We start from the raw sequence: 23124 nt of genomic DNA on the forward strand, positions 1-23124 counted from the left end.
GGTCAATTCAAAACGAAAAATGTAATCGGGATGAAATGAAGCGTAACAGCTTCTATAGTGATGTTGGCCAGCGTGGAGTAACCGCCTGGCAACTCGTTGTTACGAGTGATAGAGCCGAAAAAGGCCACAAGGATGGAACTGAAGGGAGACCATGGATGAAATCGATAACATTGCTTTTCATACTTTTTGCCGGTACTGCATTCGGGATTCTTTCCCTGAATACGCAGGAATCGTTTGACCCCAAGGAGTGGAGCCTGCAATCCCAGTTGCGTCACGAATCCAGCCAAGAGCGTGAAGGCTGGGGCGGACCAGGCTGAATCGGCAGTATTATAATCCATAACCTGTAAGAAGCCGCCCTTCCTGGCGGCTTCTGTCATTACCAGGAAGCAGTAGACAGACAATCGCTGTGGGCAGTAATTTAACCTAGATCAAACCCTGTTTCTTTTCTACACATTTTCCTTTTTGCAATCACCAGGCCCTCTCACTAGTCTTAGGGGCACGGTAAGCAGCGGCCAAGGAGAGGTCGCCAGTTCATGGAAGAGCGCGGTCAGGATGACCGAGACTTGGGAAAGAAGGCAACGACGGCAGGACGCCACTGATGCCAAGGATCCCGAATAGCTTACCCTTTCGCAGAGCGTGATTCTGCTCCAGCCCGGTCCTCTCCCATTGAGGCCGGGCTTAGTTTATGTGCATTGGGTGCACTCACCCTCTTGATGTCGAATCCTTCCAGGCAAGAGCCTCACCAGCGTCCATGAGCGTCAATTGCCGGGTATGAAAGGCTCCGGTATCGATGTACAGCACATTTCCCAGGCGCACGGGGTACAAAACGATGGTATGGCCGACGATCACGAGATCGATACCCGATACCGGCGTCTCGTCGTGACACTGTATTCGTGTTCGTCCCCAGAGTATATCGTGCCGATGTCTTGTGCCTTGCGTCTCTATCATTGACCAAGCGGCTGGGGGCTCGGCGTGGACCATACCGATACGGTAGCCGTTCACTTCGACCTCACGTGCATAAGGCAAACGCTCCAGCGCCTGGATCAGGCGATGCCTGACATCGTCCCGATCGTAGCATTCGATCCACTCCCCACCATTCATCAGCCACAGACGCCAGTCCCTGCCGCCTTCTACCAAGGCCTGATACGCCAGCATTTCGTGATTGCCACGCACCCCGTGAAACCAGGGTTCGAATGCCAGCGACAAACAGGCCAGGCTATCAGGACCTCGATCGATCAAATCACCGACACAGAACAGCCGGTCCTTGTCACGATCGAATCCCACGCGCGCCAACGCGGCCTGAAGTAGCGCCAGTTGGCCATGAAGATCACCCACGAAAAAATCGCGTCCCTGCCTGTTGGCATCGTGCTTCCAGATCATGCGCCCTCCTTGAAACAAGGTCTGCAGAAGGCAGTTGACTGTTACCGATCGCCTGAGGCACCGCTTTCAGCCACCGTTACAGGACAAGGCTAGGCCAAGCGTTATACACGGACCTACCCTTGATCAAGGCTCTGTTAGCCAAGTGACGATTTTCCTTTGCGGTATCACTGCCTGACCAAGTGCTGCTCATTCTCCCTCATGAATCTCGGTATGAAATGGACAAACCTGTGCGGCAAGTTTGATGCCGATCAATCCCTGTATGGGCCGGTCCTACATACTTAAGGAAACATCCCCCAATGCCGCTGCGCGGCAGGAGAGTCCGGATCATGAAAGCACTTGTCTACGAAGGGGTGGGGAAAAAGCACTGGAAGGACAAGTCCCGTCCCGGTATCGAAAAACCCACGGATGCCATCGTACGGATAACGCACACCACCATTTGCGGGACCGATCTGCACATTCTCAAGGGCGATGTCCCCGCGGTCGAAGCTGGGCGTACATTGGGTCACGAAGGCATTGGCATCGTCGAGGAAACAGGCGATAGCGTCAGCAGCCTGAAGCCAGGCGATCAGGTGCTGATCTCCTGTATCACCTCCTGTGGCCACTGCGACTACTGCAAGCAGGGCATGTATGCGCATTGCCGCGATGGCGGCTGGATTCTGGGTCACAGGATCGACGGCACTCAGGCCGAGTTCGTGCGTATCCCTCACGCCGACAATAGCCTGTACCGCTTGCCTCCGGGGCTTGACCCCGCCGCCGCGTTGATGCTGAGCGACATCCTGCCGACCGGGCACGAGATCGGTGCGCTCAATGGCGAGGTCAAGCTCGGCGACACTATAGCCATCGTCGGCGCCGGCCCCATCGGCCTGGCAGCCTTGCTCACGTCTCGATTCTATTCACCGGCCCGCATCATCATGGTCGACCCCGACGAGAACCGACTGGCCGTGGCGCGCCAGTTAGGCGCGACCGATACTGTCAGTACCGATCCGGTCGATACGATAATGAAGCTCACCGATGGCGAAGGTGTCGATGTGGCCATGGAGGCAGTAGGTATCCCCGAGTCGTTCGATACCTGCCAGCGCATCCTGCGTCCCGGCGGCAGGCTCGCCAACATCGGAGTGCACGGCCGTAGCGTCGAGTTCCGGATCGAGGATCTATGGATCAAGAATGTCACGCTACGTACCGGACTGGTGAACACCAATACCATTCCCGTGTTGATGCGTTTTCTCCAAGCCGGAGGCATCGAGGCGGAAAGTTTGATCACGCACCGCTTCGCCCTGGGCGACATCGAGCAAGCCTATGATGTGTTCGCGCGCGCCGCTTCGGAAAAAGCCATCAAGATGCTGCTGACGGCCTGAAGGTGAATCGGCCTGAACTCAGCGATTGGTTCAGGCCGATGCTTCAAACACAAAACGGAACTGGGCTAATCGATTAGCGGATAACGTTTAACGTTATCTCACTAAACGAAAAATGATGCTCGTCAAATACCCGATCGGTAAACAATGCAGGGAAACAGAAGAGTCCTATACTTCTTTTCTTCACTGGGAGGATGAAACGATGACAACGTTAGAATTGCCCATGACCGCCTTGAAAACAACCAATACCGATAACCTTTTTACATGGTGGTACCAGCCCTGGATGGAGTCCACCAATTCGGCAGTCAAGCTACAACGCATCTGGCTGGAAACGCTCAACGATGCACTACGCCATGAATTCGAATTCTTTTCGACGATGGCGACATCGTATAGCAAGCTCACCCATTGCATGATGGGGCTTGGAGGGCCTCAGACCCCGGAGTCGATGGCGTCCTGCTACCATGAAATCGCTGGCGACATGACCGAAGCCACATTGAAGCGCATGCGCAAGGTCTCGGAACTCAGCGATGATTTCAGGGAGCGTATCTGGTGCGAGATCTGAAAGCTCGATTTGTTTAGCGCAGCCTCGCCAACCAAGGGATGGAACGGGCCATGGCAGTTGAGACCATTCAGGACGTGCTGGAACTGACCCGACAACTGCATGCCAACCTGGCCAATATGCTTGGGCGCGCCTCCAGGGAGGCACAGCAGGAAAGGCTGCGCATGCTGCTTGACTACCTATCCCTGCATGAACGGGAACTCAGCCGCGTCGTGGCATTGAGCGAGGACGATGCCCAGGCAGCCAGCATTCATACCTGGTGCACCGACTATTTCGACAAGCACCCCTTTGACCCAGAAGCTCTCGAGCGGATCGATTATGCCAATATGAGCACGGTCGGCGTCATGCGCTCATTATTGGCGATACATGACCGTATTATTGATCTGTATCGCTACTTGGCAACGCACGCTGAAGTACCGTCTGTCGAGGAACTACTGAACAGCCTCCTCGCTCTGGAGCAGCATGAAGCCATGCGAATGGTACGTGACGCAGAAGAGTTGGAGGATCTTTAACTGGCTTCGAGGGCATCCTCCATGCTTTTTGACGATACCCAGCACGCTAGCCTGGACAAGTTCGTACGTGCCTCGTTGGCAAAGCTGACCCTGGGCATTTCGCCTTCCTCTGTCATGCTGACATATATGGACTGGCTATCCAGCATGGCCCTGTCACCCGGCACCCAGGCACATCTGGTTCAAAAAGCTCTCAAGAAACAACTGCGCTTGGCGCACTGGGCCAGCCATTCGGCCTTCGATCCCGATGCTACGCCCTGCATCGAGCCCTTGCCTCAGGACCGCCGTTTCCGCGATCCGGCCTGGCGACGCTTTCCCTACAATGTCATTTATCAGGGATTCCTACTGCAGCAGCAGTGGTGGCACAACGCCACCACCGGCCTGCGCGGGCTTTCGCCTCACCATGAGCAGGCCATCGAATTCGGGGCCCGCCAATGGCTCGACGTGCTATCGCCGTCCAACTACCTGCCCACCAACCCTGTAGTGATCGAGCGAACGTTGACCAGTGGCGGACTCAACCTGCTCCATGGCATGCAGCACTGGTGGGAAGACGTGCAAAGCCAGTGCATCGGCAAGAAACCGGCCGGTGCCGACGATTACGTCGTGGGCCGCGATGTCGCGGTGACGTCCGGCAAGGTCATCTATCGCAACCACCTGATCGAGCTGATCCAGTACGCGCCGACGACCGAGAGCGTCCGCGCGATGCCTTTATTGATCGTGCCGGCGTGGATCATGAAGTACTACATTCTCGACCTGTCGCCGCACAACTCGCTGGTCAGGTATCTGGTCGAGCAAGGGCATAGCGTGTTCATGATCTCCTGGCGCAACCCGACGGAAGACGACCGCGATCTCGGCATGGACGATTACCGACGCCAAGGGATCTTGGACAGCATCGAGGTCATCAGTCGCCTCATACCCGATCAGAAGATCCATACTGTCGGCTATTGCCTGGGCGGCACGCTATTGTCCATCACCGCCTCGGCCATGGCCCGCGATAGGGACGACCGACTCGCATCGATCACCCTGTTCGCGGCCCAGACGGATTTTCGCGAGGCCGGCGAACTGATGCTGTTTGTCGATGACAAGCAGCTTGCTTTCCTCGAGGATCTCATGTGGGCTCAGGGGATGCTCGATACCAAGCAGATGGCAGGCGCTTTCCAGATCCTGCGCTCCAACGATCTTATCTGGTCGCGGGTCGTCAACGAGTACCTGTTGGCCACGCGTCAGCCAATGAACGATCTGATGGCCTGGAATGCCGATGCGACGCGCATGCCCTACCGCATGCATTCCGAATACCTGCGCCAGCTCTTTCTTAACAACGATTTTGCAGAAGGCCGTTTCCGGGTGGACGATCGTCCCGTGACCTTCAGCGATATACAGATGCCGATTTTCTGTGTCGGTACCGAGTGGGATCATGTCGCTCCCTGGCGCTCAACCTACAAGTTGCACCTGCTCTCCGATGCTCCCGAGGTCACTTTTCTGTTGACCAATGGCGGACACAATGCAGGCATCGTCAGCCCGCCGGATCATCCGCGTCGCCACTACCGCATGGCCACCGCTCGAGATGGCGATGTCTATATCGATCCTGATGCCTGGCTGGAACGCACACCAACCCACCCCGGTTCCTGGTGGCCTGCCTGGCAGTCTTGGCTGGCAGAGAAATCGGGGCCACATGTCGCTGCACCGACAGTCGGCTCTGTTGACTATCCGCCGCTCGACGACGCACCAGGCAGCTATGTACGGCAAGCATGAGTCGACGTGACCTGCGTCAAGAACATTGTGTCTTATATGCCGTTAAATGGTATCGATCCTGAACCGACATGTCGGGTGAATCATGGCAACACAAGCGCGAAAGGCCAAACTGGAAGAGCTGCGTGCCGACCTTCTGGCACGCATTGACCGTTACCAGGACCACCAGCACCGTGCCAGTGGTGCCCTGGACAAGGATCTCGAAGAACAAGCGCTGGAAACTCAGAACGACGAAGTGGTCGACCGGCTCGAGCAGGAAGCCAAGGAAGAGTTGGCCCAGGTCGACCGTGCCTTGGCGCGTATCGATGCTCAGGTGGGTGATCGCTGCGAGGAATGTGGCGACCCGATTGCCGCCGAGCGACTGGCTGCCCTTCCCTACACGACCCGCTGCAAGGATTGCGCCGATCATTAGGGCAAACGGTCTATCCTCCGCTTTCGCCTTGCGACAACGTCAGGGAGGTCAGCATGGACAAGCGATACCGGGCACATGTCTTGTTCTTTGTCATAGGCTTCATTTTTGTCTTGATCGCTCAGGATTTCATCGGCTCGGGACGTACCTACGCCCCGATTGCCTATTCCGAGTTTCGCCAGCATCTTGAGCAAGGCGATATCGACACACTGGAAATCAGTTCAGAACGCATCAGGGGAACCTATAAAGCCCCGCTCGCCGATGGCACCAGCGGCTTTACTACCCACCGCATCGATCCCGAGTTGGCCACTGACTTGGCCCAATACGATGTCACGTTCGATGGCGAACCGGACGAAACCTGGCTGAGCAACTTGCTGTCCTGGCTGCTGCCAATCCTGCTGGTGTTCGCCATCTGGGGCTTCTTCCTGCGACGACTGGCCGCCAGCCAGGGCGGATTGGGCGGCATGATGACCCTGGGTAAGTCGAAAGCCCGGGTCTATGTCGAGACCGAGACCAAGGTGACCTTCTCCGACGTGGCGGGTATCGACGAAGCCAAGGACGAACTCAAGGAAGTCGTGGCCTTCCTGCGCGACCCTCAACGCTATGGCCGGCTAGGTGCCCATGTGCCCAAGGGCATACTGCTGGTCGGTCCACCAGGCACAGGCAAGACATTGCTCGCCCGGGCCGTGGCCGGCGAGGCTGGCGTCCCCTTCTTCTCGATTTCAGGGTCGGAATTCGTGGAAATGTTCGTCGGGGTCGGGGCTGCCCGGGTGCGCGATCTATTCGCCCAGGCGGCCAAGGCTACGCCGTGCATCATTTTCATCGATGAGCTCGATGCACTCGGCGGCGCTCGCGGGCTGGGCCTGCCCGGTGGCGGCCATGACGAGAAGGAACAGACACTCAACCAGTTATTGACCGAACTCGACGGCTTCGATACCTCGTCCGGCATCGTGCTGCTGGCCGCTACCAACCGCCCCGAAATCCTCGACCCTGCGCTGCTACGTGCCGGTCGCTTCGACCGTCAGGTACTGGTCGATCGCCCCGAGCGCAAGGGACGTATCGCTATTCTCGATGTACACCTCAAGAAGATCAGCAAGTTGGCGCCCGATGTCGATGTCGAGCAGATCGCTGCCTTGACACCGGGTTTTACCGGTGCCGACCTGGCCAACCTGGTCAATGAAGCCGCCCTGCTGGCCACGCGTCGCGATGCCGATGCCGTTACCCTGGATGACTTTACCCGCGCCATTGAGCGCATCGTTGCCGGGCTGGAAAAGAAAAGCCGTGTACTCAACGAGCACGAACGACGCGTCGTGGCGCACCACGAAATGGGCCATGCCTTGGTCGCTGCAACGCTGCCGGGAATGGATCCCGTACACAAGGTGTCGATCATTCCGCGTGGCGTCGGTGCCTTGGGGTACACCATCCAGCGCCCCACCGAGGAGCGTTTCCTGCAGACCGTCGCCGACCTCAAGAGCCGCATGGCGGTGCTGATGGGTGGTCGAGCCGCCGAACGCCTGATCTTCGATGAGATCTCCACGGGGGCAACAGATGACCTGGCCAAGGTCACCGATATCGCCCGTAGCATGGTCACTCGCTTCGGAATGAGCGACGAGGGCGGCCAGGTCATCTACGAAGAAGACCGCCAGGCCTTCCTGGGCGACAAGTTCGGCCTCGCCAAGTCCAAGACCTATTCCGAGGCCACCGCTCGCGACATCGATGCCGCTGTACGCCGGCTGGTCGACGAGGCCTTCGATCAAGCGATTCAGGTTCTGACCCATCGCCGCGACGAACTGGAAAGCGGCGCTGCGCTGCTGCTGGAGCGTGAAACCCTGACCGTACAGGATTTCCCAGGCATTGGTGGCACGGCAGAGCCGCCCCCTACCCCTCCATCCAGTCGCCAGACCGGTAACGCTGACGAACTCAGCCCACCCCGCGGGACCGAAAACTACCATGGCTGACAGGTTGCAGGGCAAGGTCACTGCAGTACGCGGCGCAGTGGTCGATGTCGCATTTTCTCAGGGCCTGCCACGCATCAACGAGGCCTTGGCCATTGCTCGCGGGGAAAGCGCACCGCTGCTGGCTGAAGTGCAGGCTCACCTCGACGAACACCATGTGCGCAGCATTGCCTTGGCAAGTACATCGGGACTTTCACGCGGTGGACCGGTGCATGCGCTCGGCGGGCCGCTAAGTGTGCCGGTGGGCGATGCCGTGCTGGGTCGCCTGCTCGACGTGACCGGCGCGCCGGGCGATGCCGGTCCGGCCCTGCCCGAAGACATCGAGCATCGGCCGATTCACCAGTCGCCCCCCGACTTGGCCACTCAGCATGTCAAGGACGAGCGCTTCGCCACGGGCATAAAGATCATCGACTTGCTGACGCCGCTGGTCCAGGGCGGCAAGGCCGCCATGTTCGGTGGCGCCGGGGTCGGCAAGACCGTACTGGTCATGGAACTGATCCATGCCATGGTCGAGCGCTACCAGGGTATTTCGGTATTTGCCGGTGTCGGCGAACGCTCACGCGAGGGGCACGAGATGCTCCTCGACATGCAAGAATCCGGTGTTCTGCCGCATACCGTGCTTGTCTACGGTCAGATGAACGAACCGCCCGGTGCGCGCTGGCGTGTCCCGCTGACTGCATTGTCCATCGCCGAGTATTTTCGCGACGAACGTCGCAAGAACGTGCTCCTGCTAATGGATAATGTGTTCCGCTTCGTACAGGCCGGCGCCGAGGTTTCCGGCCTGCTTGGCCGCCTGCCGTCACGGGTCGGCTACCAGCCGACCCTGGCCGATGAGGTAGCCGCGCTTCAAGAGCGCATCGTGTCGGTCGAAGGCGTCGCCGTTACCGCAATCGAAGCAGTCTATGTCCCCGCCGACGACTTCACCGACCCGGCGGTCACCGCCCTGGCCAGTCACGTCGACAGTCTGGTCGTGCTGTCCCGGGCCATGGCAGCACAAGGCATGTATCCGGCCATCGATCCCATTGCCTCGTCGTCGATACTGCTTGACCCGCTGGTGGTCGGCGAGTCCCACTTCGGCGTGGCCACCGAAGTGCGCCGCACCATTGAGCATTACCGCAGTCTGCAGGATGTCATCTCGCTGCTCGGGGTCGAGGAACTGGGTAGCGAAGATCGGCGTATCGTCGCACGGGCCCGGCGATTGCAGCGCTTCCTGACCCAACCGTTCGCGGTCACGGAAGCCTTCACCGGCATGCCGGGACGCTCGGTAGCGCTCGAGGATACCTTGGCCGGCTGTCAGGCTATCCTGGCCGGGGAGTGCGACGATTGGCAGGAACGTTCGCTGTATATGATCGGGACGCTCGACGAGGCGCGCAGCAAGGAACAGGCGACCCGAAGGGACAAGCACGGAGCATCGTCGACATGAGCCGGATGCCTTTTCATCTAATGATTACCACACCGCAGCAGATCCTCATCGACCGCGACGATATCGTGGCCCTGCGCGCCGACGATGCTAGCGGCAGCTTCGGACTGCTGCCTGGTCATGTGGATTTTCTGACGGTGCTCTCGCCCTCGGTAGTGCGCTGGCGCTGCCAGGCGGGGCATCAAGGCTACTGTGCGGTAAACAGTGGCGTACTGAGTCTGGTTGGCCATGAATTGCGCATTGCCTGCCGCGAGGGAGTGACCGGTGATGATCTCGATGCACTCGAGGCCCGGGTTCATCAGACTCGTGACTATCAGCAGGACAACATTCGCCAGGCGCGTGTCGAGCACCTTCGTTTGCATACCCAGGCGGTACGGCAACTGGTGCGCTATCTGCGCCCTGGCAGTGAAACGACACTGCACGAGGATGGCAACAATGCCCCGTGAGCCTGAGCGCAATCATGTTCACGATGCGGCTCGCCGTGCCGCGGAGCGTGCCCGTAAAGGCAGAGACGATCCCGAACCTTCGTTGGCCAGGCGCCTGGGCCAGATCGGCGTGCTGGGATGGGCCATCGTCATTCCGCTGCTACTGGGCCTGTTGTTGGGACGCTGGCTGGATCGCCTGCTGGAAACGGGCGTGCTGTTTGCTGCGGCCCTGTTATGTGTCGGTGCCGTAATCGGCCTGTGGTCGGCCTGGCGCTGGATGCACCGTCAATGAGATGCATCAAGGACATCGGTACGAGGAGGCTTGTGGCATGAACCTGATCGGACAAGGTGCAGCGGGTTTGGTCCTGGGTCTGGCAGGCGGGTTCGTTCACTTCCTGTCGCTGGCCTGGAACCTGGAGTTGTTTCTGGGCGGCAGGACATGGCAAGCCCTGGGGCTACAGGGACTGCGTCTGGCATTGACAGTCGCCCTGCTGGCCGGCTTGGCCCATTGGGGCCTGTTTGCCGTCCTGGCCGGCCTGGCCGGCTTGCTGGCATCACGCCACTTGGCGCTACGCACCCGCAAGGCGGTCGCATCATGAACGAATCTCCACTGCTTACGCCTACCCTGTTTCATGCCGGCCCGGTCCCCATCAGTGGCGCAGTCGTGGTGACATGGCTGCTGGTTGCGGTGATCACCACGGCCAGTTGGGCGCTGACCCGACATCTCTCGCTGCGTCCCGGTAAAGCCCAGTGCGTACTCGAATTGTTCGTCGAGACACTCGACAATCAGATTCGCGACACCATGCAGGTGCAGCCCGAACCCTATCGGGCCCTGATCGGCACCCTGTTTCTCTATATTCTTGCCGCCAACTGGTCGTCGCTGGTTCCCGGCATAGAACCACCAACGGCACGTCTGGAAACCGATATCGTGCTGGCCATGATCGTGCTGCTGGCCAGTATCGGTTACGGCGTGGCAACTCGTGGCGTCAGGGGCTACCTGCGCACCTTCGCCGAGCCGAGCTGGGTAATGATTCCCTTGAATCTCGTCGAACAGCTCACGCGCACGTTCTCGTTGATCGTGAGGTTGTTCGGCAATGTCATGAGCGGTGTATTCGTGCTGGGCATCACCTTGTCACTGGCCGGACTGCTGGTGCCGATCCCATTCATGGCGCTGGACTTGCTGACCGGTGCCATCCAGGCCTACATCTTCAGCGTCCTCGCCATGGTGTTTCTGGGTGCCGCCGTAGAGGCCCACCCAACACCCAAAACATTGGAAAACAAGGAGCCTTGAGTTGGATAACCTGATCCAGATCGTCAGCATCCTCGCGGCGGCGATTGCCGTTTCCTTCGGCGCCATTGGCCCGGCGCTCGCCGAGGGGCGGGCCGTTGCCGCCGCCATGGATGCCATCGCCCGTCAGCCCGAATCGGCCGGCACGCTGTCACGAACGCTTTTCGTGGGGTTGGCGATGATCGAGACAATGGCCATCTACTGTCTGGTCATTGCCGTGCTGGTGCTATTCGCCAACCCTTTCGTCGGGTAACCCGATGGCACTCGATTGGTGGACCCTGGGGCTGCAGACCCTCAATGTCCTGGTCCTGATCTGGTTGCTGTCACGCTTTCTGCTGAAGCCAATAGCAGCCATCATTGCCGAGCGTCAGCAGGCGGCCAGCCGTCTGCTTGATGACGCTGCAACAGCGAAGGACGAGGCCCGGCAGATTCGCGATGCCGCCGAACAGGCCCGTGCCGAAGCCGACCGTCAACGTGCTGCTGCCTTGCACAAGGCCGAACACGACGCCGATCTGGCCCGACGTCAGCGGCTTCAGGAAGCCGGTGCCGAGATCGAGCGCCGCCATCAGCAAGCGCAGGAAGCCCTTGATGCCGAACAGCAAATGCTCCAGACAGCTATCGAGGCGCGTGCCGGCCAACTGGCCCTCGCCATTGCCGACAAGCTCATGCAGCGTCTGCCGGCCAGCGCTCGGGTCGAGGGATTCATCGATGGTCTCGTCGAAGGGCTCGAGACGTTACCGGCCGAGACACGCCAAACCCTCTCCCATCCGGGAGTTTCCCTCCTTCTCAAGGTGCCCAGATCACTGACCGACGCCGAACATGGCGCCTGCAGTGCCGCCCTGCAGCGGGCTCTAGGACACCCGCTGAAGCTTGAGGTCAGTGTCGACAGTGGATTGATTGCTGGTCTGGAACTGGAAACCGAGCATGCCGCAGTACGCAATAGCCTGCGTGCCGACCTGGCTCGCCTGGAGACGGAGATGACCCTGAATGACCTCCAACGGCCCTGATGCTACTGCCGATGCCTGGCTGGCGCGAAGCCAGGCCGCGCTTGAACGCACCCCTTTCCGGGTCGAGGTCGGGGAGATCGGACGTGTCAACCAGATCGCCGACGGGATCGCTCGAGTTTCGGGCCTGCCACATGTGAAGCTCAACGAATTGCTGCGCTTTGCCGATGGCAGTGTGGGCTTTGCCTTGTCGCTCGACGCTGCGTATATCAGTGTTGTGTTACTGGACGATACCGGCGACATCGCAGCCGGCAGCGAGGTACATGCGACTGGAGAAGTACTGCAAGTCCCGGTCGGCGAGGCCCTGCTCGGGCGTGTCGTGGATCCGCTGGGCCGTCCCCTGGACCGCGATGAACCGATCGAACCCGATGGCATGCTGCCGATCGAGCGCCTAGCCCCCGCCATCATCGAACGCGCCTTGGTCAACGAGCCGCTCGATACCGGCATACTTGTCATCGACAGCCTGTTTCCGATCGGTCGCGGTCAACGCGAACTGATCATTGGCGACCGCGCCACGGGCAAGACCTCACTGGCTGTCGATACCATCATCAACCAGAAGCACAGCGATGTGATCTGCGTCTATGTGGCCGTCGGACAACGTGCCCGGGCAGTACAGCAGGTCATCGAGTCGGTGCAACGGCATGGCGATCCGAGCCACTGTATCTTTGTTGTTGCTGCTGCATCGGCAACCGCCGGGCTCCAGTGGACTGCTCCCTTCGCGGGATTCAGCGTCGCCGAGTACTTCCGGGATCGTGGCCAGCATGCCTTGGTGGTCATTGATGACCTTAGCCAACATGCCGCCACGCACCGCGAACTCGCCCTGCTGACCCACGAGCCACCGGGCCGCGAAGCCTATCCTGGTGATATCTTCTATCTGCATGCCCGGCTTCTCGAGCGCGCCGCCAAGCTCAGTACCGAGCGCGGAAGCGGCTCGCTGACAGCGCTACCGATTGCGCAAACTGATGCCGGCAATCTTTCTGCCTACATTCCGACCAACCTGATCTCGATTACTGACGGCCAGATCGTGCTCGATGCCCACCTGGCTGCGGCCAATCAACGGCCTTCCGTGGATGTGGGCCTGTCGGTAAGCCGTGTCGGTGGCAAGGCCCAGCCCCGTGCCTTGCGCGATGTATCAGGACGACTGCGCCTGGAGTATTCACAATTTCAGGAACTCGAAATGTTCACGCGTTTCGGGGGGCTGAGTGACGATCACGTCAAACAGCAGATCCTGCGCGGACGTGTCATACGCACCCTGCTTACCCAACCACGATTCGACGCCCTGCGCCGCATAGACCAGATTGCCCTGTTGGTCGCCCTGGCCGAGAGTCGCTTCGACACTTATCCGTTGCCCCGCATCGCCCGGCTACGGGCTCGCCTACCGACCTGGCTGGACGCACGCCTGGGGAATGACATGCCCGAAGCCTCCCGTCTGGCTAACGAACCACTGGATGATTCGTTACGCCGTCGGTTGGTCGATGAAGTGCAGGCCTTGGTTGACGATATGGCGAGTCAGGCGACATGAGCGGTCGCCTGAACGACGTTACCACGCATCTCGGCACAACCCACGAGCTCGGCCTGGTTATCGCCGCCATGCGCGGTATCGCTGTCGCACGCACCCGTGAAGCCCATCAATACCTGCAGGGCATCCGCACCTATGCCGACACCATTGGCACGGCTATCGGCGAGGCCTTGACGCTACTCGACGTTGCGGAGCGACCGACTGCTTCCTCGGCAGGCACTCAACGACACCTGCGCATCGTGCTTTGTGCCGAGCAGGGCTTTGCCGGCAGCTTCAGCGAGCGCATTCTGAACATGGCGCTCGAATCGGAACCCGACGCAGAAGATCTATTGTTTGTGGTGGGTGAGCGCGGCCTGACGCTGACAGCGGAACAAGCAATGACCCCCGCATGGTCAGCGGCCATGGCCATCCACCCCGACGCGATGCCCGCACTGGCCGGAAGCATTGCCAACGCCCTCTATGCGGCACTCGACGATGCTATTCCCACCCGTGTGACACTCGTTCATGGACTTCCCGGTGGCACCGAGATCCAGCCCATCGTTAGCCGCCTGCTGTTGCCATTCGACTATTCGCGCTTCCCCATTGCAAGCCAGGCTCGATCACCGTATGTCACGCTGCCCCCTCCCCAACTGATTACCAGTTTGGCGGAAGAATATATCTATGCGGAACTGCACGAAGCCTTGATGTTGTCCTTTGCCGCAGAAAATGAAGCTCGCATGCAATCCATGGTGGCTGCGCAAGGCAATATCGAGCAACGACGCGATACCCTGCTGGCCGAATTTCGGCGCTTACGGCAGGAAGAGATTACAGAGGAGATCATTGAACTATCCGCCATAAGATTTTGAAATTCTTACTATGTTCTGTTTGAAAAATTCCTGCGCTCAACCATATAGTTTTAAAAAACGACTCAAGGTACTCATTTACTCATGTAAGCGCGAGCCCAGTCCGTCTTTCGTCAATTTTGCCTTTTCTGGCTACCGCTCGCCGGCTTTTTAGACAGAATTCCAAAGAACATGCTTATTTTGCTATCAGTATTGCGCTGGATCGCATGCTGAGTTGATAACTGGACGTAATTTCCAGCATATCGTCTGCCCCCACTATCAACGGGACCTGCTGGGCTTCGTGACCGGTATCCACTACGAGACGCCACTGCATACCAGATGCTACGGGGGGCAAGTGGAAATCCACGGCATCCATACCGGCGTTGAACATCAGGAGTAGCGCATGCTCTGCCTCCTCTCGAATGAAGCAGGCGCATTGCTTTGCGTGGGGGTGATGCCACTCGGGGGGGCCACCCTGCGGTCCAAGCCAGAGGATCTCCTCGCTTGTGTAGAAGCTTTCCCTGCTCAAGACCGGGTGGGCATGCCGGAAAGCAATCAGGCGCTGTACAAAGCGGAAAAGCTCCGCATGTGTTTCCAGACGATGCCAGTCATACCAACTCGTCTCGTTATCCTGGCAGTAGGCATTGTTATTTCCCTGCTGCGTGCGGCGAAACTCGTCGCCGCCAAGCAGCATCGGCACGCCGCGTGAAATGAACAGAGTCAGCAGGAAGTTCTTTATCTGTCGCTCCCGCATCATCTCGATAATGGCATCGGTGGTTTCCCCCTCCGTACCGTAGTTCGCACTATAGTTATCATCGGTGCCGTCATAATTGTGTTCACCGTTGGCTTCATTGTGCTTCCTGCTGTAACTCACCAAATCATTGAGCGTGAAGCCATCGTGGCAAGTCACGTAGTTGATGCTGTTATCGGGCTCCTTTCCCGATGCCGCATAAATATCGGCGCTTCCACAAATACGGCTCGCAAACGCTCCAAGCATGCCCTCGTCGCCTCGCCAGAAACGCCTGATATCATCCCGGTACCGGCTGTTCCATTCTGACCAACGCTGCTCGGAAAAGTTACCCAGCTCATAGGCCCCGGCGATATCCCACGCTTCGGCGATGAGTTTGACGTCTCGTAGCACGGGGTCTTCGGCGATCTGTGCGGGAAGTGGCGCGTGGGCCAACAGCTTGCCATCGCAGCCTCGGCCAAGGATCGATGCCAGGTCAAACCGGAACCCATCCACATGCATTTCCACGACCCAATAACGCAAGACATCGAGTATATAGTTACGCACGACCGGGTGATTGGCGTTGAACGTATTGCCGGTTCCCGCATAATTTTTGTAGTGACGCTTGTCATCGGCCAGCATGTAGTAAATGGCGTTGTCGATTCCGCGAAAGTTCAGGGTGGGACCCAACTCATTGCCTTCCGCCGTATGGTTAAGTACCACGTCCAGTATCACTTCGATACCCGCCTGATGCAGTGCTCTCACCAAGGCTTTAAATTCCAACACCTGTTGCCGCTGGCTCCCGGCACTACTGTAGGAAGCTTTTGGGGCAAAGTAACCCACCGAGTTGTATCCCCAATAATTGTGGGCGGTAAACGGCTGTCCTGTCACTGGATGGATCTCGGGGAGTTGGCGCTCGTTGAACTCGTGCACCGGCAACAATTCCAGTGCCGTCACGCCCAATTCCTTCAGGTAGGGGATCTTTTCCATCAGGCCGCGATAGGTGCCGGGATGTGCCGTCTTAGCGCTCGGATGCCGAGTGAAGCCACGCACATGGACTTCGTAGATGACTGTCTTCGACCAAGAGTGGCGGAGCGGTAGGTCATGCTGCCAGTCAAAGCTACTGTCCGTGACGATACATTTCGGCATGGAGCCTGCGTTGTCGAGTTTGGAGGGCGACAGATCCCCTTCCGAAGGATCGTATCCCCGCGCCGGCCCGTAATCCCAGTCGGAATGTAGCGTCATTGCCCGCGCGTAGGGATCCAAGAGCAGTTTATGGAAGTTGAACCGGTGCCCCTTCTCAGGCTGGTAAGGGCCATCAAGCCGATAGGCATACAATTGGCCCGGCCGAATGTCGTTCACCCAGACATGCCACACATCGCCAGTACGGTTGCGGCCCGGATCGAGACTGACCACTCTGGCAGGCTCGGCATCTTCGGGAAGTTCGAAAAGTTCCAGATGAACGCGACTGGCATGACGACTGAAAAGCGCAAAATTGACTCCACCCCCATGGAAGTGGGCCCCCATAGGCAGCGGCACACTTCTTGCACTTCGGTCAAATCCGCAACAGGCTCGGCAGCCTTCGTAAGTCGATCAACGAAAATGATAGACGACGCCTATACTGATTGCATCGAATATAGCGTCTGACGTATCCGTGTAACGCATGTAGTCGGCATTGATTGCCAGGTTTGGGGCAACACCCAACTCTGCCCCGAACCCACCCGATAGGTCGACAACATTGTCATCGCCGGGGGAAAAATCACCGTCGAGCATACTAACCCCAAGCAAGCCATAAAGATGCAGGGCACGATCGATGGGTAGTATCAGCTTTCCATAGGCACCTGCCAGATAGTCCAGGTCCCCTTTCGTACGCCCTTCATCATCAGCGCCGCCCACCGCAAGGTGGCCTTCCACGCCAATAAAGTCGTTGAACAACCCCCCGGCACGCAGCCGTAACCCAAGATCGTAGACGGCAGGAGCCCCTTCGGGGTCGTACTCCCAGAAAAAGGCATCGGCAGCAGCATACTTTTCTTTGTGGCTCCCATGGTAGGCATGCGCAGTTGTCGCAAATAACCCAAAGCACAGCAAGGCACCACCGAACATCATGATTTTTTTCATGGTCCTTATCACCTCATGGCAGTTCCCGTATACCCTATGCACTCTTGCTTTACCTACTAGTTAATATATAACCAAGACAAACTACCCAACACACAGAAACACACAATCCTTGCTTAGCATCAAACTATTAAAAAGCTATGGCTAATTTAAATAAATCCAATTAAATGCATGCAGTGACAACCGCAGATAGTTCATGATGAGCATCAAGAAAAGGGCAATTTAATTATAAACCACACCAATCAACCGCTAACCTTTACTTCATGAAGTATGTGCAAAAGGATACTTTAGGTTCTTATCATGCAAAGCAAAGTTTCGGCCATGAGGGATCCTGTTTCCGATACGCTCAACCAGGCGATCGAACACGAATTTAGCGAAATGAAGCGCTATCATTTACTGGCGTTGCGCTATGTCACGTTTCGACCCAGCTTGTCCAGACAAATGAATAGTTTGGCCATCGAGTGCCAAGGTCGCCTGGATAGGCTCGTGGACGCGGACATCACTCATACAGATGCCGTTTATTGCGATAGCTTCTTGTCATTGCCCCTGATGTCCACTGTCACGTTGAAAGGCAAGCATTTCTTCGTTTTCACCGAAGCAATGGCGTTTCAACTGCTGGACGAGGCGCATTTCCTGGCTCACCGCTCTTTACATCAGTATCAGGCATGGGCTAACCGCCTCAGCCAAGGGGATCTAGGCGCCTTGCTCAGTGACATTCTTGCCCAAAAGGGTGCCGAGTGCAGAGTTCTGCATGTCTACCAGACTCAATGGCCCGAGGCTTCTCCTTGTCTCGCGGCTTGGCCACATGCCTGCGATGGAAGGTAATGATACACAGCAAGGACAAGGGGGCTAGTCGCCCCCTTGTTGTGACTCGTTATCCCGCCAGTGTCTCATGCCCGGCTTTTGCCTTGCCTGGAAGACGAACTCTCGGCACTGCTTCGAGACGTTGCGGACCTGCCGGACTCAGCCGATTTGGAAGCAGCAGATGCAGTGGCTTCCTTGGTAGCCTCCGCCTCGTTCTCGGCAGCTTCCGACGCCTTATCTATCGCCTTATCGACTACCTGCTTGCTGGCTTCGTTGATATGATTGGACAAATCCTCGACCTGATGGGCAACCTGGCTCCCCGCTTCGGAGAACGCCTGGTTCAATTCATCCCGAAACTCCGTGCTCAGATCGGCCATGGTTCGAAAGTCACTCATCATCTGGTCGACCCATGTACTGAATAGATCGCCGTAATGCTGGGCATCGCCAATGTCCCGCGAGCCATTGGCCAACTTCAGCTGCTCGGTACCCAAATGACTGTAACGTTGCATGGCCTCCAACTGAAAATTAATGGTCTTTTGCATATTGTCGATCATGACATTGTTGACCCTGGCCCACGGTTCGAAGGCATTGAGGGCCTGATCGAAATAGCTGCCGATATTTTGTTCGCGTTGCATGTCAACCTCCTGTAGAAAAATTACAATACTGTTGCAAGAGTTATATTATAGACAAATAGACAAAGGTAACTTAGCGTTATTTAAACCACACCCCTCAGTCGTGCCACGCACCTATTGTGTGGCAAAAAAGGGAGTAGTCTCCTTGACGCAAGTCATGAAAACCAACTGCAATTACTTTTCTTAAATAACAAGATATGCTTATAGACAGAAAAATTAGATAGCTTTTTTATTTTTCAGGCTCAGCAATATTGATTAAAGCGTCGTAATCCTTGATACAGTAGTCATGACCATGTGCTGTTAGAACCCCAGATTGTTGAAATCGGCTAATCAGACGGCTGGTGGTTTCAAATGCCATGCATAGATAATTGGCAATATCACACCGGGTCATCGGTAGCCTGAACTGATAGGGAGAAAATCCCTGGGCCTTGAAACTATTGGACATGGTCAGAAAGAATCGCGCTAATCGAACATCCGAGGCCTGGCTCATCATGTGCCGCATACGTGTACGTTCCCGCTGCATAGCTCGGCTTAGATAACATAGCAATTGCAAATGATTCTCCTGCGCGCCAGGAAACTCCTCGAGCCGTGCAAACGGGATCTGGATCAGGCCGACAGTCTCCAATGCCGTGACTTTTCCTAAGTATCGCTTGTCTTCAATGGCATCGAGACCAATGACATCATCAGGTAGGAAAAAGTGTGTGATTTGTTCATCGCCGCTCTTGTCTCGATGACTTTGCTTTAACATGCCACAGCGGACAATATACAAGCCATGGAAGTTTTCATCTTGCTTGACAAGCACTTGCTTTCTTCTGAGTGCAGGCAGCGAACGGCAGGCGTCTCGGAGGGCATCAGTTTCAGTAAAACCAGCAGTTTTCCCCGTCGAGAGCTGATTGAACAGGCTGGCTGTTCTTGGCTGCGCCATCTTCATGCTCGGCAGCTCCTTCTATATCCGCTCAAGCATTGCGCCTTAGTGATCACTAGCGCTCGTATAATGTGACCCGATGAAACTTAATTCTTTCATCCATTTGACTGCTAACACCGTGGATACGACGGGCTCAGCCAGAATTTGAAACTCGCTATGCTGGCAATGCGGGCAGGCAGGCAAGGGGAACCCTACCGAGGCGTAGACCATACCTTGACAGCGTCGACACTCAAAAAGACGCCGACTCTGCTCAACACCACCAGCCTTGTTGTACACACCCTGTATCATTCTCTCCCCCCTTGCACAACTAACATACAAACCAACAACTAATCATTTTCGTCATGACAGCGGAGCTTATCCGCGCCTGACTCAACAAATGTTAACTACGCATCTAACTAATTAACTACACTTCTAACTAAAAAGCATGTTTTCCCAGCTGCTACTAGTTAATCAAAGCCTCTCTTGCACCTACTTTTAGTGCAAACTTAAATTAATCTCAACCCTTGGCGCAAAAAGTTACAAAACAAAATCACCTACAAGAAACGGCAATGAAAATATAATGTTTATCGTCTCCTTTAAGTGACAAAAAAGCCGAACTGTCGCCACACACAATCTAAGCAAATTCGAATAATTAAATTCAAACCAAAGTTTGCTGTCGCATTTTAAAGACGACCACATATCAGTGCTTGTTTATTAGATCGGAAAGCGGATGAGGTGTGAGTGCAGCTCGTAAGGCATTGAGTATCGCCATGACATCGATGACTTCCTGAAGAATCGCCCCTTGGACGGGAGACAAGTGCCCCATGGCAGCAATACCGACTGCCGCCAGGCTCAGGCCCATACCCCCGAGGGCGCTTTGCAGGGCTATTACTCGCATGCGTCGCCCGATATGTAGCAATTCATCGACGCGAGCCAGACTGCTATCCAGCACAACGGCGTCAGCAGCTTCCGAGGCGACTTCGCTGCCCTGCCCAAAGGCAACGCCGACGGTTGCTGCAGTGAGCGCAGGCGCATCATTGGTGCCATCGCCCATGAACAGAGTCGGCGCTTCCCGAGTCGCCTTGCGTACGAGGGCGAGTTTCTGCTCGGGGCTCTGACCGGCGTGGACCTCAAGGATACCGATCTTGTCGGCTAGGTAGCGAACCTCGCTCTCGCGATCTCCCGAAACGATCATCACCCGCTCGAAACCATGCAAGGGCGATAGATGATGAACGAAGTCACGTCCTTCCAGTCGCGGTTCGTCATGCAGCCGGAACAAGCCCGCATAAGTCTCATCGACCAGAACGACACACTCCAGTCCACCAGCCGGCGCTGGCAAGTGTGAGAGCAATTCGGGGTGGCTAGCTTGGAGCTTGCTACGCCCGGTAATAACGAGGCGCTTGCCCGCGACCCTGCCCTTTAACCCTTCGCCTGGGCGTTCGCTGACTTCTTCAGCATCGCTCAGCGTCAGGCTTTCCTTTCGAGCCGCTGCCAGAATAGCGACTGCAAGCGGGTGCCGGGAGTAGCGCTCAAGGCTGGCAACCCAAGCCAGCACGTCTTCTCGCAGCATGCCGGGCGCCACAAGGATGTCCGTGACTGTTGGATGCCCATAAGTCAATGTACCGGTCTTGTCGAAGATCGCGACACGGCAGGTAGCAATCTGTTCGAGTACGCCAGGGTTACGAATAACGATCCCGCGCCGTGCGGCCAGCGAGACCGAGCCAATCACCGCCACGGGGATGGCGAGCAGCAGCGGACAAGGCGTTGCCACGACAAGCACGCTCAAAAAACGCACTGGATCGCCGCTTATCCCCCAGGCCAGCAAGGCAATGCCCAGCGCCAGCGGCGTATACAAGGCACCAATACGATCACCGAGCCGGCGAAGCCGCGGCCGACGCTGCTCCGACTCGCGCATGACCTGCATGATCTTGGCATAGCGTGAATCGACAGCACGAGACGTTGCCTGGACCGTCAGCCTACCTTCGCCATTGATGGCCCCCGAGATGACGTTGGCGCCGACGGCCTTGGGCAACAGGAAAGGTTCTCCCGTCAGATAGGCTTCATTCATGGTGCTTTGGCCATCAAGCACAATGCCATCGACCGGGCACGTCTCATGCGGGTAGACCGAGATCACGTCACCGACGGCCAGGTCATCAAGCGCGACATCCTCAAGTTGTCCATTGTGGTAGCGATGTACCACGCTGGGCATACGATTCGCCAACGCCTCGAGCGCGAACGAGGCACGGCGAACCGCCCACCCTTCAAGCGCGTGCCCTCCCGACAGCATCAATACAATTAGCGCCCCTGCCAGATATTCATCCAGCAACAGCGCGGTAAGAATGGACAAGCCCGCCAGCAAGTCGGCGCCAAACTCGAGCTGAGCCAGCGACTTCATCAGGTTGAATAACAGTGGAACACCAGCAGCCAGGGCCAGCAGCAGAGGCACATCGACCACGCCGATGCCAGGCTGATCGACCCGATACTCAAGCCCGAAGCGCAATATCAGATGGATGACGATGCCCAGCAAGGCCATCAGGGCAATCAAAGCTTCCCAGTGACTAACAAGCCGGCCAAGCAAAGGGGGAATTTGCTTCATCGTCATCTCGCAGCGCTAACGAAACCGCTATCTGGAGCTTCCGGTCATCTTTTCCCGTCATTTAATAATATGCCCGGCCTTGAAGCCGGGCATCTATCGCAGAGTCAGTTCAAGCGACATCGTCAGCGTCTGGCCCCCGCTTCTTGCCCGTCCACATGGCGCGAATCAGGTTTTCATGATGTACCCAACTGGCCACCAGCACCCCAGCGATATGTAGCCCCACAAGCAAAAGGAGCAGATTGGCAAGAAACTCATGAGTCTCTTCGACCCATTCGACACCCCAGTAGGCTTCTGTCGTGTACATCCAACCAGTCAGGGCAGTGCCTGCCAGCATAGCCAGCAAGACCACGATCATCGCTCCCCCTGCCGGATTATGACCGAGATAACGTGGCTCACGCCTTTTCAGCATATCCGACAGGTACCGGGCAATCACCCGCGGGGATCGAATGAATTGCCCGAACCTTGCATAACGTGGCCCCACCAGCCCCCACACCAACCTGAATACGACCAGCGCCGCCACGACGTAGCCTGCCCATTCATGCACTATCCGGCTATCCTCTCCGGTCAGCCATGCAGTCACGAATGCAGTCACCAGGCTCCAGTGAAATAGCCTTACTCCCGGGTCCCAGATGCGGACCGGTGCCATCGCGTTGGTTTGCATGACTCATTCATCCTCGCCGACCGGCTCCTGCGTCTTGGGATCGAAATAAACTTCCTTGCGCTCCCCCTTGGCATCAGTGGCATAAACCTCATAACACCCGTCATCCTCCTTGATGCGCTTGATTGTCCAGCCTTGCTCGACGAGCTTCGCTTCCAGCGCGGACTGAGGCTGCCATTGGTCTTTCGGTACCTGGCACCGATCTTCGGCCAGAACCTGCCCTATGCTGATCAAGCTCAACGTGAGCAGTACGGCTGGCATAAGTAGTCTGGTTTTCATGGCTGTTCTCCTGAATGGT

At 57.2% G+C, this 23124-nt stretch carries 25 protein-coding genes; 16 read left to right on the forward strand and 9 right to left on the reverse strand.

Going from position 1 to position 23124, the window contains the following annotated elements; all coding sequences use genetic code 11:
- Window positions 1–2 precede the first annotated feature (2 nt).
- A complete protein-coding gene (locus tag BM194_RS20415) occupies window positions 3–377 on the reverse strand; it encodes a hypothetical protein (RefSeq protein WP_143097572.1) in 375 nt (124 codons plus the stop codon).
- Window positions 378–702: 325 nt separating this feature from the next.
- Window positions 703–1380 (reverse strand): metallophosphoesterase, encoded by a 678-nt coding sequence (locus BM194_RS05070; RefSeq protein WP_092844389.1) that lies wholly within the window; start codon window positions 1378–1380, stop codon window positions 703–705.
- Between the two features lie 326 nt (window positions 1381–1706).
- Between BM194_RS05070 and BM194_RS05075 the strand changes: the two genes are divergently transcribed.
- From BM194_RS05075 to BM194_RS05145, 15 genes are all read left to right on the forward strand, one after another.
- Window positions 1707–2735, forward strand: a complete 1029-nt coding sequence (locus tag BM194_RS05075) for a zinc-dependent alcohol dehydrogenase family protein (RefSeq protein ID WP_092844391.1) — start codon at window positions 1707–1709, stop codon at window positions 2733–2735.
- Between the two features lie 112 nt (window positions 2736–2847).
- Entirely contained in the window at window positions 2848–3294 is a 447-nt protein-coding gene (locus BM194_RS05080; protein ID WP_244890883.1) for a hypothetical protein, read from the forward strand.
- 50 nt (window positions 3295–3344) lie between these two features.
- Window positions 3345–3803, forward strand: a complete 459-nt coding sequence (locus tag BM194_RS05085; protein WP_092844393.1) for a hypothetical protein — start codon at window positions 3345–3347, stop codon at window positions 3801–3803.
- A gap of 21 nt (window positions 3804–3824) precedes the next feature.
- Window positions 3825–5552, forward strand: a complete 1728-nt coding sequence (locus BM194_RS05090; protein WP_092844395.1) for a PHA/PHB synthase family protein — start codon at window positions 3825–3827, stop codon at window positions 5550–5552.
- Window positions 5553–5634: 82 nt separating this feature from the next.
- Complete coding sequence (locus BM194_RS05095; RefSeq protein WP_092844397.1) at window positions 5635–5961, forward strand: TraR/DksA family transcriptional regulator; 327 nt, start codon at window positions 5635–5637, stop codon at window positions 5959–5961.
- 53 nt (window positions 5962–6014) lie between these two features.
- Entirely contained in the window at window positions 6015–7916 is a 1902-nt protein-coding gene (gene ftsH, locus BM194_RS05100) for an ATP-dependent zinc metalloprotease FtsH (protein ID WP_092844399.1), read from the forward strand.
- Window positions 7909–9336, forward strand: coding sequence for a F0F1 ATP synthase subunit beta (atpD, locus tag BM194_RS05105; RefSeq protein WP_092844401.1), 1428 nt, complete (start codon window positions 7909–7911; stop codon window positions 9334–9336). The genes ftsH and atpD overlap by 8 nt, the downstream gene beginning before the upstream one ends.
- Entirely contained in the window at window positions 9333–9779 is a 447-nt protein-coding gene (locus BM194_RS05110) for a F0F1 ATP synthase subunit epsilon (protein ID WP_092844403.1), read from the forward strand. Before atpD ends, BM194_RS05110 begins: the two co-directional genes overlap by 4 nt.
- Window positions 9769–10050, forward strand: a complete 282-nt coding sequence (locus BM194_RS05115) for an AtpZ/AtpI family protein (protein ID WP_218155366.1) — start codon at window positions 9769–9771, stop codon at window positions 10048–10050. The genes BM194_RS05110 and BM194_RS05115 overlap by 11 nt, the downstream gene beginning before the upstream one ends.
- Before the next feature lie 37 nt (window positions 10051–10087).
- On the forward strand, window positions 10088–10357 hold the full coding sequence (locus tag BM194_RS05120) for an N-ATPase subunit AtpR (protein ID WP_092844407.1): 270 nt from the start codon (window positions 10088–10090) through the stop codon (window positions 10355–10357).
- On the forward strand, window positions 10354–11049 hold the full coding sequence (locus BM194_RS05125) for a F0F1 ATP synthase subunit A (RefSeq protein WP_092844409.1): 696 nt from the start codon (window positions 10354–10356) through the stop codon (window positions 11047–11049). Before BM194_RS05120 ends, BM194_RS05125 begins: the two co-directional genes overlap by 4 nt.
- Before the next feature lies 1 nt (window position 11050).
- Window positions 11051–11299 carry a F0F1 ATP synthase subunit C gene (locus BM194_RS05130; RefSeq protein WP_092844411.1) on the forward strand — a complete coding sequence of 83 codons (249 nt, stop codon included), beginning with the start codon at window positions 11051–11053 and terminating at the stop codon, window positions 11297–11299.
- A 4-nt stretch (window positions 11300–11303) separates the two neighbouring features.
- Window positions 11304–12053 carry an ATP synthase F0 subunit B gene (locus BM194_RS05135; protein WP_092844413.1) on the forward strand — a complete coding sequence of 250 codons (750 nt, stop codon included), beginning with the start codon at window positions 11304–11306 and terminating at the stop codon, window positions 12051–12053.
- Window positions 12034–13572, forward strand: a complete 1539-nt coding sequence (locus BM194_RS05140) for a F0F1 ATP synthase subunit alpha (protein WP_092844415.1) — start codon at window positions 12034–12036, stop codon at window positions 13570–13572. The genes BM194_RS05135 and BM194_RS05140 overlap by 20 nt, the downstream gene beginning before the upstream one ends.
- The gene (locus BM194_RS05145) at window positions 13569–14414 is read left to right on the forward strand and encodes a F0F1 ATP synthase subunit gamma (protein WP_092844417.1); all 846 of its coding nucleotides are present in this window, start codon (window positions 13569–13571) and stop codon (window positions 14412–14414) included. The genes BM194_RS05140 and BM194_RS05145 overlap by 4 nt, the downstream gene beginning before the upstream one ends.
- Before the next feature lie 172 nt (window positions 14415–14586).
- Here the strand turns inward: BM194_RS05145 and glgX are convergent, their stop codons facing one another.
- Both glgX and BM194_RS05155 read right to left on the reverse strand, forming a co-directional pair.
- Entirely contained in the window at window positions 14587–16644 is a 2058-nt protein-coding gene (gene glgX / locus BM194_RS05150) for a glycogen debranching protein GlgX (RefSeq protein WP_092844419.1), read from the reverse strand.
- Window positions 16645–16710: 66 nt separating this feature from the next.
- Complete coding sequence (locus BM194_RS05155; protein ID WP_244890884.1) at window positions 16711–17235, reverse strand: outer membrane beta-barrel protein; 525 nt, start codon at window positions 17233–17235, stop codon at window positions 16711–16713.
- Window positions 17236–17532: 297 nt separating this feature from the next.
- Here BM194_RS05155 and BM194_RS05160 point away from each other — a divergent pair, with 297 nt between their 5' ends.
- Window positions 17533–18057, forward strand: coding sequence for a hypothetical protein (locus tag BM194_RS05160; RefSeq protein WP_092844421.1), 525 nt, complete (start codon window positions 17533–17535; stop codon window positions 18055–18057).
- Window positions 18058–18122: 65 nt separating this feature from the next.
- Here the strand turns inward: BM194_RS05160 and BM194_RS05165 are convergent, their stop codons facing one another.
- From BM194_RS05165 to BM194_RS05185, 5 genes are all read right to left on the reverse strand, one after another.
- On the reverse strand, window positions 18123–18671 hold the full coding sequence (locus BM194_RS05165) for a phasin family protein (protein WP_092844423.1): 549 nt from the start codon (window positions 18669–18671) through the stop codon (window positions 18123–18125).
- Between the two features lie 226 nt (window positions 18672–18897).
- Window positions 18898–19599: a helix-turn-helix domain-containing protein gene (locus BM194_RS05170; protein ID WP_092844425.1), complete on the reverse strand. Its 702-nt coding sequence runs from the start codon at window positions 19597–19599 to the stop codon at window positions 18898–18900.
- Between the two features lie 673 nt (window positions 19600–20272).
- Window positions 20273–22168 carry a heavy metal translocating P-type ATPase gene (locus BM194_RS05175; protein ID WP_092844949.1) on the reverse strand — a complete coding sequence of 632 codons (1896 nt, stop codon included), beginning with the start codon at window positions 22166–22168 and terminating at the stop codon, window positions 20273–20275.
- Window positions 22169–22277: 109 nt separating this feature from the next.
- Window positions 22278–22829: a cytochrome b/b6 domain-containing protein gene (locus BM194_RS05180; protein WP_092844427.1), complete on the reverse strand. Its 552-nt coding sequence runs from the start codon at window positions 22827–22829 to the stop codon at window positions 22278–22280.
- Between the two features lie 3 nt (window positions 22830–22832).
- On the reverse strand, window positions 22833–23105 hold the full coding sequence (locus BM194_RS05185) for a PepSY domain-containing protein (RefSeq protein ID WP_092844429.1): 273 nt from the start codon (window positions 23103–23105) through the stop codon (window positions 22833–22835).
- Between the last annotated feature and the right edge of the window lie 19 nt (window positions 23106–23124).

Source organism: Modicisalibacter xianhensis, assembly GCF_900113605.1.
GTDB lineage: Bacteria > Pseudomonadota > Gammaproteobacteria > Pseudomonadales > Halomonadaceae > Modicisalibacter > Modicisalibacter xianhensis.

What these genes read in the sequence shown, in the direction of transcription:
- BM194_RS05135 (WP_092844413.1), top strand. Translation starts at nt 11,304, where the DNA reads ATGGCACTCGATTGGTGGACCCTGGGGCTGCAGACCCTCAATGTCCTG.
- BM194_RS05070 (WP_092844389.1), bottom strand. Translation starts at nt 1,380, where the DNA reads ATGATCTGGAAGCACGATGCCAACAGGCAGGGACGCGATTTTTTCGTG.
- BM194_RS05140 (WP_092844415.1), top strand. Translation starts at nt 12,034, where the DNA reads ATGACCTCCAACGGCCCTGATGCTACTGCCGATGCCTGGCTGGCGCGA.
- BM194_RS05125 (WP_092844409.1), top strand. Translation starts at nt 10,354, where the DNA reads ATGAACGAATCTCCACTGCTTACGCCTACCCTGTTTCATGCCGGCCCG.
- BM194_RS05145 (WP_092844417.1), top strand. Translation starts at nt 13,569, where the DNA reads ATGAGCGGTCGCCTGAACGACGTTACCACGCATCTCGGCACAACCCAC.
- BM194_RS05160 (WP_092844421.1), top strand. Translation starts at nt 17,533, where the DNA reads ATGCAAAGCAAAGTTTCGGCCATGAGGGATCCTGTTTCCGATACGCTC.
- BM194_RS05170 (WP_092844425.1), bottom strand. Translation starts at nt 19,599, where the DNA reads ATGAAGATGGCGCAGCCAAGAACAGCCAGCCTGTTCAATCAGCTCTCG.
- atpD (WP_092844401.1), top strand. Translation starts at nt 7,909, where the DNA reads ATGGCTGACAGGTTGCAGGGCAAGGTCACTGCAGTACGCGGCGCAGTG.
- glgX (WP_092844419.1), bottom strand. Translation starts at nt 16,644, where the DNA reads ATGGGGGCCCACTTCCATGGGGGTGGAGTCAATTTTGCGCTTTTCAGT.
- BM194_RS05120 (WP_092844407.1), top strand. Translation starts at nt 10,088, where the DNA reads ATGAACCTGATCGGACAAGGTGCAGCGGGTTTGGTCCTGGGTCTGGCA.
- BM194_RS05180 (WP_092844427.1), bottom strand. Translation starts at nt 22,829, where the DNA reads ATGCAAACCAACGCGATGGCACCGGTCCGCATCTGGGACCCGGGAGTA.
- BM194_RS05165 (WP_092844423.1), bottom strand. Translation starts at nt 18,671, where the DNA reads ATGCAACGCGAACAAAATATCGGCAGCTATTTCGATCAGGCCCTCAAT.
- ftsH (WP_092844399.1), top strand. Translation starts at nt 6,015, where the DNA reads ATGGACAAGCGATACCGGGCACATGTCTTGTTCTTTGTCATAGGCTTC.
- BM194_RS05185 (WP_092844429.1), bottom strand. Translation starts at nt 23,105, where the DNA reads ATGAAAACCAGACTACTTATGCCAGCCGTACTGCTCACGTTGAGCTTG.
- BM194_RS05095 (WP_092844397.1), top strand. Translation starts at nt 5,635, where the DNA reads ATGGCAACACAAGCGCGAAAGGCCAAACTGGAAGAGCTGCGTGCCGAC.
- BM194_RS05075 (WP_092844391.1), top strand. Translation starts at nt 1,707, where the DNA reads ATGAAAGCACTTGTCTACGAAGGGGTGGGGAAAAAGCACTGGAAGGAC.
- BM194_RS05090 (WP_092844395.1), top strand. Translation starts at nt 3,825, where the DNA reads ATGCTTTTTGACGATACCCAGCACGCTAGCCTGGACAAGTTCGTACGT.
- BM194_RS05110 (WP_092844403.1), top strand. Translation starts at nt 9,333, where the DNA reads ATGAGCCGGATGCCTTTTCATCTAATGATTACCACACCGCAGCAGATC.
- BM194_RS05080 (WP_244890883.1), top strand. Translation starts at nt 2,848, where the DNA reads ATGATGCTCGTCAAATACCCGATCGGTAAACAATGCAGGGAAACAGAA.
- BM194_RS05155 (WP_244890884.1), bottom strand. Translation starts at nt 17,235, where the DNA reads ATGAAAAAAATCATGATGTTCGGTGGTGCCTTGCTGTGCTTTGGGTTA.
- BM194_RS05175 (WP_092844949.1), bottom strand. Translation starts at nt 22,168, where the DNA reads ATGAAGCAAATTCCCCCTTTGCTTGGCCGGCTTGTTAGTCACTGGGAA.
- BM194_RS05085 (WP_092844393.1), top strand. Translation starts at nt 3,345, where the DNA reads ATGGCAGTTGAGACCATTCAGGACGTGCTGGAACTGACCCGACAACTG.
- BM194_RS20415 (WP_143097572.1), bottom strand. Translation starts at nt 377, where the DNA reads ATGACAGAAGCCGCCAGGAAGGGCGGCTTCTTACAGGTTATGGATTAT.
- BM194_RS05115 (WP_218155366.1), top strand. Translation starts at nt 9,769, where the DNA reads ATGCCCCGTGAGCCTGAGCGCAATCATGTTCACGATGCGGCTCGCCGT.